We start from the raw sequence: 6,761 nt of genomic DNA on the forward strand, positions 1-6,761 counted from the left end.
CGCGGGGCGCCGAGAGGATCACGTGGTCGCCGTGCCGCAGCGTCCACGTCTTGCCCAGGCTCTCGGTGGTGGCCCGCTCCAGGGCCTGCGTTACGTTCGCGATGTTCGCATCCAGCGCGCGCAGCAGCTCCTCGCGCGGCACGGAGCCCTTGAGCGACTGGGTGACGGGGCCGGAGAGATCCAGGCCGTCCAGCTCCAAAATGTCCTTGCCCCAGCCCACGAGGTTCACGATGTGCGCGGCCAACGTGCCGAGCGAGAATGACTTCTCGTGCGGCTTCCAGCCCAGGTGCTCGTCGGGCACGCGCTCGAGCACGCGGCGGGTGGTGGCCAGCTCGTTCTGGAGGTCGCCGAACGCGACTGCTTTGAGCATCGAATCGTCTGCCATGGTCCGTTCCGGGAAGGTGACGTGAACGCCTGCGCGGACGGGAGAAGATATCGCGGACCGGCTACGTCGCGCGAGGCGGGTTATCGATCCTCCGTCGATTCCGTTTCGGGTTGGTCCATGGCGGCCGAGGCCCCCCCTGGCGGCTAAAGCCGCGGGCTACGACGGCACGAAGGCCGCCTTCGCGGCCTGCTCCAGAGAGCGCGTACCGCTTCTGAACGCGGTCGTGCCGGCGGAACGGAGTGCGGCAGGGCGAGCTTACAGAGGTTTATCTGCCGACGGGTGCAGCCGATACCGCGGCGCGGATGCGGACGGTGCGCTCCAATTCGTCGCGGGACTGGAGGATCTTGCGGCGGAGATCCGCCGGAAGATCGGGACGCGCGGCGAGGAAGGCGTCCACGGCGGCGAGGGCCTGCGGGCTCGTCTGGCCGCCGATGAAGGCGCTCACCCAACGGGGCAGGAAGAAGATGCGGCGGTTGTCGCGCACCCACTCCAGCTTGTCGAGCGAAGGGCGGAGGTAGTCCAGCGTGAGCGCCGCCTGCTCGGGGTCGTTGAAGGCGCCCAGGCTGGCGGTGACCCACTCCTCGTTAAGGGTGGGGTCGTTCAGATAGCGGTGGAAGTAGTCGCTCTTCACCCCGGCGGACGGCACCGCGGCGCCCGCGACGAAGGCCCGCCGCCGCGCGTCTGGCGTGGAGTCGCGGGCGACCTCGGCGGCGAAGAGGGCGGGGGCGCCGGCTGCGTTGCGGGCGAGCAGCGTCTGCACGATGGCCCAGCGCGTGGGCTGCTTCACGGCGGCGCCGTTGAACTGCCGCGTACCGGCCAGGTAGCCGCGCAGCGCGGCGAGGCTCTCCGGGCTGCGGGCCAGGCCGACCAGCGCGTCCAGGCTGGCCTTGCGCATCCCGTACGACAGCCGCGCGTCCTCCGCCCGCGCCAGCAGCAGGCGCTCCCACGCGGGAGCCAGGCGCGCCAGCCCCGCGTCCGGCAGGTAGCGGCCCAGCGCGTCGGTGGCGCGGGAGAGGATGGCGGAGGCGATCTGCTCGTCGCGCTCGGCGGGCAGATCGCGGCGCGCGGCGTCCAGGAAGTCCGCGGGCGGCATGCGGCCCTCGCGCACCAGGTCCCACAGCGAGCCCCACATCATCGCCCGCAGCAGGTCGTCCTTCTGCTCCCCCACGTGCGCGGCGACGTGGCGGGCGCTGGCCGCATCCAGCAGGAAGAGGCCGTACCCGTAGTCGCCGTCGTTGGGGAAGACGTAGTCCGGCACGGGCAGGCCCGCGGCGCCTTCGACGACCGTCCGTTCGCCGGCGAAGGTCACGGGCAGCACCACGTCCGCCCGGTCGTGGTAACCAAGGCGTACGCGAACGCGGCCCGGCCACCATCCGCCGGGATCGCCGGGGAGCACGCGGGCGGGCCGCTGCGTGAGGGCCAGCTCGCGGACCCGCCCCGCATCTACCGAAAGCTGCGTCTCCACCACCGGCATGCCGGCGCGCAGGATGTACTGCTCGCCGAAGCTGCGGAGCGACGTGCCGCTCGTCTCCTCCACCGCGCCCAGCAGGTCGCGCCAGGTGGCGTTGCCGTACGCGTGGCGGGTGAGGAACAGGTGCAGCCCCGCCTGGAACGCGCTGTCGCCGACGAGGAAGTTGAGCTGCTTGATGACGCTGGGCGCCTTGTTGTAGACGATGGGGCCGTAGTTGCTCTTCGCCAGGTCCAGGTTGGCCAGCTCCTGCCACACAGGCGTGGTGCCGCTGGTCACGTCCACGCCGTACGCCAGCGGCTTGTTGCGCAGGTAGAAGCTCTTCCACGCGCCCGAGCCGGGGTCCAGCCGCGCCTGCATGGCGCTCGCCATGTACGTGGCGAAACCCTCCTTGAGCCACAGGTCGTCGAACCAGCGCATGGTCACCAGGTCGCCGAACCACTGGTGCGCGACCTCGTGGTAGATGGTGGCGTCGCGGCCGAGCCGCTGGTTGAGCGTGGGCGGCTCGCGGAAGACGAACTGCTCCTCGTTGTAGAACACGGCGCCCACGTGCTCCATGCCGCCGAACGGGAAGGCGGGCGCCAGCAGGAAGTCGAACTTGGCGAACGGGAAGCCCACGCCGAAGTACTGCTCCAGCCAGCGCACCGACTCGCGGTTCTTGGCGATCAGCGTATCCGTCTCCACCTCGCCGCGGCGGCTGGCGCGCGTGTAGAGCGTGATGGGGCGCTCGCCCGCGGGTGCGGAGCGCACGGCGGCCCAGGGGCCCGCGGCGAAGGCGGCCAGGTACGTGGGGATGGGCTCGGTCTGTGCGAAGCGGGTGCGAGTGCCGCCGGGCACGTTCTCGGCCGACTCCAGCGGCCCGTTGGAGAGCGCGGTCCAGCCTTCGGGCACGGTGAGCGTGGTGCGGAAGCGGGCGCGCAGGTCCGGCTGGTCGAAGCAGGGGAAGAGCTGGTTGGCGTCGCTGGGCACCAGCAGCGTGTAGAGGTACGTCGCCCCGTCGCTGCTGTCCGAGAAGCGGATGATGCTCGTGCCTGCCGCGGCGATGCGGGCCGAGAAGGCGAACGTCAGCTCATTGCGCCCGGCGCGGAGGTGCGCGGCGGGGACCAGGACGTGCCCGGCGTGCCAGCGGAAGTCGGTGACCGGCCGCCCGTTCGCCGCCACCGACGCGAGCGAGCTGCCGCGGAAGTCGACGATCAGGTCGCCCGCTCCCGCCGCGCGGTCGACGCCGAGCGTCACCGTGCCGGCCGCCGTGTCCGAAGCGGTCACGTCGAGCGCCAGGTCGTATGTGACGCCGGAGAGCACGGCGGCGCGGCTGGCCGCCAGCTCGCGGGAGATGCCGGGCTGCATGAGCGTGGCCGGGCTGGGGGCGCTCGCGGTCCCGCGCACGGCGGGCGAGCAGCCGGCCAGGACGGCGGCTGCCGCGGCGAGGGCGAGCGGGCGGGGAGCGAAGTGCATCGGGTTCGGCGCGGGGGTGCTTCCGGAAAGCGGGTGCGGCCAGGGGTGGCGCCACGGCAGGGATGCTGCCGGGGAGCCGCCGCACGCGTTCCGAGACGTCCGTGTGAACGCAAAGTGCGGAACGCGGCGCAACGGCGCCAGCCCCATTCCGCCGCATATGGCACCCTACGGACGCGGTGGCGTGCCGCAGCGTCACCTGGGAGGCATGGTTTCGGATTTTGTTTGGTACAATTCCTGCTCGTAAGCCGTTCCACCGCCGGTGGTTGGGTCGCCGGCGCCCCGAACTCGGAAGGAGAAACGGATGATGAGCGACAAGCGCACTCAGGACCAGGAAGATACCGGCAACATGATCAAGGACCCGGACCAGTGGACCACCGGCGACCAGCCGATGACCGGGGCCCAGAAGTCCTACCTGCACACCCTGGCCACCGAGGCGCACGTGGAGGTGGACGACGGCCTCACCAAGGCCGAGGCGTCCAAGAAGATCGACGAGCTTCAGGAGAAGACCGGCCGCGGGGTGGAGTGACGGTACGGCGCTAGGCGGACGGCTCGGGAGATGGAGAGCAGTATCGACTGGGCAGTGTCGCTGCTCTACTTTTCCGCGTGTGTGGTCCCGCTTCCTTTTCGCCGGGATGCCCGCCAGCGGGAGAGCCACCGAACTAGCGCTCGAAGGTTGATCCCGATGCCCATGAAGGATGGCTTGATCTCGACGATGTCTTCAAGGGCGGGTATAGGGTTAGCAGCGACCGGCTGTACCGTACGGTGACGGTCCTCCAGTACATCAAGCAAATAGTCAAGAGCCACTAGTGATGCAGTAAACGGATCGACTGCCAAACGTTGTCCCTGAAACCGTTCTGGTTGGAACGTCACAACCGCAGTTAGCATAACGTTTAGCCACACCGCGAATGGATTCGAGTTGGATGAAAATATTGGTAGCAAAGCACCGAAGGTGGGATCATCTTCCTCTAAGATCTTTGAGATCTGTTTTACAATCCCAACATTCAAAAGCTCTCGCGCCTCGTCGGGAAGCAGGCTTCCGGCGCGCATCGCCATGCTTCGGAAGCGCTCCGTATGCGGTCCAGCGATTACTCCGAGCGCGGTCAATTCCGCGTTCCTCAAGCCGAAAACCGTCCGATCAAGGTTCTGGACCGCTTCTTCTCCGTAGCCGACAAACTGCCACAGGTTGATTGCGTAGTGCGGCCTAGGCAGCACCAGGTCGGAGGCTTGTTTCCCTTTCACTAAGTAGTGAATGGTGAGTGTTAACTCGTGGTACTGGCTGGCATGAGCCTCAAAATCACGCTTAATCCGGCGTAACTCTTCAATCAGCAGCGCGCTTCGCATTGGGTAGGCTTCGGTGAACGGTTGCTGAAGGGTCTGGGATTCCGAACACATCATTACTTGAGCCGGTACGAGCGCAAACCGTTACTCTCGGCAGTGCTCAAGGCAACTCATCCTCCGCCGCGCCCCAGCCGCCGCCGCCGGGCGTCTCCAGCAGCAGGCGGTCGCCGGGACCCACCTCACAGCCGTCGACGGGGGCGAGGGGGAGCGTCGCGCCGGAGGCGCGGATCACGGTCTGGCGGCCGGGGGCGCCGGGCGCGCCGCCTTGCACGCCGTACGGGCCTTCCGTGCGGTGCTGAGTGAGCACGGAGAGCGACATCGGCTCCAGGAAGGTGACCTCGCGCACGGCGCCGTCGCCGCCCCGCCATCTCCCGTGCCCGCCGGAGCCGGTGCGGATGCTAAAACGTTCCACGCGAACGGGATAGCGGTGCTCCACCACCTCGGGGTCGGTGATGCGCGTGTTCGTCATGTGGCTGTGGACCGCGTGCGCGCCGTGCCAGCCGGGCCCCGCGCCCGTGCCGCCGCACACCGTCTCGTAGTAGCCGAAGCGCCGGCTTCCCCACAGCACGTTGTTCATCGTGCCCTGGCTGCACGCGGCGAGGCCCAGCGCCTTCAGCAGCGTGTCGGTGAGGCGCTGGCTCACCTCGGTGTTGCCGCCCACGACGGCCGGGGCGCGGCTCGCATCTCCACCGAACGGCGGGTTCAGCAGGCCGGGGGGGATGCGCAGCTCGACGGCACGCAGCAGCCCCTCGTTCAGCGGAAGCGGCTCGCGCACGAGCAGCCGCAGGACGTACAGCACGACGCTCCGGACGATGGCCGGCGTCGCGTTCAGGTTACCGGGGTGCACGGCGGACGAGCCCGCGAAATCGATCACCGCCTCGTCACCGGAGACCTCGATGCGCACCCGCAGCGGCGAGCCATCGTCCAGTTGCTGCTCCGCCTCGTACGCGCCGTCGGGGATGCGGGCGAGGGCGGCGCGCACCTGCCCTTCCGCGCGCTGCTTGAGCGCGGCCATGTAGCGCGCCGTCCGCGCGGACCCGTGCTCGCGCGCCAGGCCGCGAAGCAGCTCGGCGCCACGGTGGTTGGCGGCCACGGCGGCGGCCAGGTCGGCCAGGTTGTCATCCACCGAGCGCGAGGGAAAGGGGCCGCCCGCGAGCACGCCGCGCATCTCGTCCCAGCGCGCAACTCCGCCGCGGACGAGGTGCATGGGCGCGATCACGATGCCTTCCTCGGGGAGCGTGGTCGCGTCGGGCGGCATGGAGCCGGGGCGGCTGCCGCCGATCTCCGCGTGGTGCGCGCGGCTGGCGACGTAGCCCAGCAGCGCGCCGCCGCCGCCGTGGATGGGCGTGATCACGGTCACGTCCGGCAGGTGCGAGCCGCCGAACGCGGGGTGGTTGGTCACGACCACGTCGCCCGGCCGCATCTCCACCGCCTCGCGCACCATGCGCACGCACAGGCCGAGAGCGCCCAGGTGCACGGGGATGTGCGGCGCGTTCACCACCAGCTCGCCGTCCGCATCCAGCAGCGCGCACGAGAAGTCCAGCCGCTCCTTCACGTTGGTGGACAGCGCCGTCCGCCGCAGCATCTCCCCCATCTCCCCGACCAGCGCCGCGAACCGGTTCGTGAACAGCTCCCGCCGCACCACCTCCGGCGCATCCTCCGACGGCTCGGAAAATCCGGTAGATGACTTCTGGTCAGATGCAGATCCGGGGGAGCGGGATGCGGGAGATGCGTTCGCCTCCGCAGCCTCGGCCGATGCGGAAGATGCGGGCGCATCTGCATCTCCCGTCGATGCTTCTGCGGATGCGCGGAGGACGAGGGCGCCGCTGCCGTCCATCTCCAGCGTCCACCCGGCGTCGGCGACGGTGGCGCTGTGGCGCTCCACGATGAGCGCGGGGCCCGCGATGCGCGCGCCGGGGCGGAGCATGTCGCGCTGGAAGACGGGAACGTCGCGCCAGCCGCCCGCGGTCCACAGCGGCGAGGTGCCGTCGCGCTGGGCGTCGAACGGCTCGGGCGTGGGGGCGGCGGGCTCGTCATCGGTAGATGTGGAGGCGATCACGCGGATGGACTCGACCTCTACCGGGCGGGACTCCGGGCGGTGGCCGTAGACGGCGG

5 protein-coding genes are annotated in these 6,761 nt (G+C 69.8%); 1 reads left to right on the plus strand and 4 read right to left on the minus strand.

Annotated elements, in window-relative coordinates; genetic code table 11:
* The coding region (locus VFE05_13365) for a DinB family protein (GenBank protein ID HET6231056.1) at positions 1-385 on the minus strand (385 nt) is incomplete at its 3' end.
* Positions 386-650: 265 nt separating this feature from the next.
* Positions 651-3,308 (minus strand): M1 family aminopeptidase, encoded by a 2,658-nt coding sequence (locus tag VFE05_13370; GenBank protein ID HET6231057.1) that lies wholly within the window; start codon positions 3,306-3,308, stop codon positions 651-653.
* A 301-nt stretch (positions 3,309-3,609) separates the two neighbouring features.
* Between VFE05_13370 and VFE05_13375 the strand changes: the two genes are divergently transcribed.
* Positions 3,610-3,834, plus strand: coding sequence for a DUF3072 domain-containing protein (locus tag VFE05_13375; protein HET6231058.1), 225 nt, complete (start codon positions 3,610-3,612; stop codon positions 3,832-3,834).
* A gap of 65 nt (positions 3,835-3,899) precedes the next feature.
* Here VFE05_13375 and VFE05_13380 read toward each other — a convergent pair whose 3' ends face one another.
* Together VFE05_13380 and VFE05_13385 are read right to left on the minus strand one after the other, a co-directional pair.
* Positions 3,900-4,649 (minus strand): hypothetical protein, encoded by a 750-nt coding sequence (locus tag VFE05_13380; GenBank protein ID HET6231059.1) that lies wholly within the window; start codon positions 4,647-4,649, stop codon positions 3,900-3,902.
* 97 nt (positions 4,650-4,746) lie between these two features.
* Positions 4,747-6,761, minus strand: a 2,015-nt coding sequence (locus VFE05_13385; protein ID HET6231060.1) for a hydantoinase B/oxoprolinase family protein, incomplete at its 5' end; no start/stop codon positions are given.

This window comes from Longimicrobiaceae bacterium, from assembly GCA_035696245.1.
In the GTDB taxonomy this organism is placed as follows: domain Bacteria; phylum Gemmatimonadota; class Gemmatimonadetes; order Longimicrobiales; family Longimicrobiaceae; genus DASRQW01.

Bases quoted from the DNA above. Each gene is read 5' to 3' on its own strand.
- VFE05_13380 (HET6231059.1), bottom strand. From the start codon at position 4,649: ATGCGAAGCGCGCTGCTGATTGAAGAGTTACGCCGGATTAAGCGTGAT.
- VFE05_13375 (HET6231058.1), top strand. From the start codon at position 3,610: ATGATGAGCGACAAGCGCACTCAGGACCAGGAAGATACCGGCAACATG.
- VFE05_13370 (HET6231057.1), bottom strand. From the start codon at position 3,308: ATGCACTTCGCTCCCCGCCCGCTCGCCCTCGCCGCGGCAGCCGCCGTC.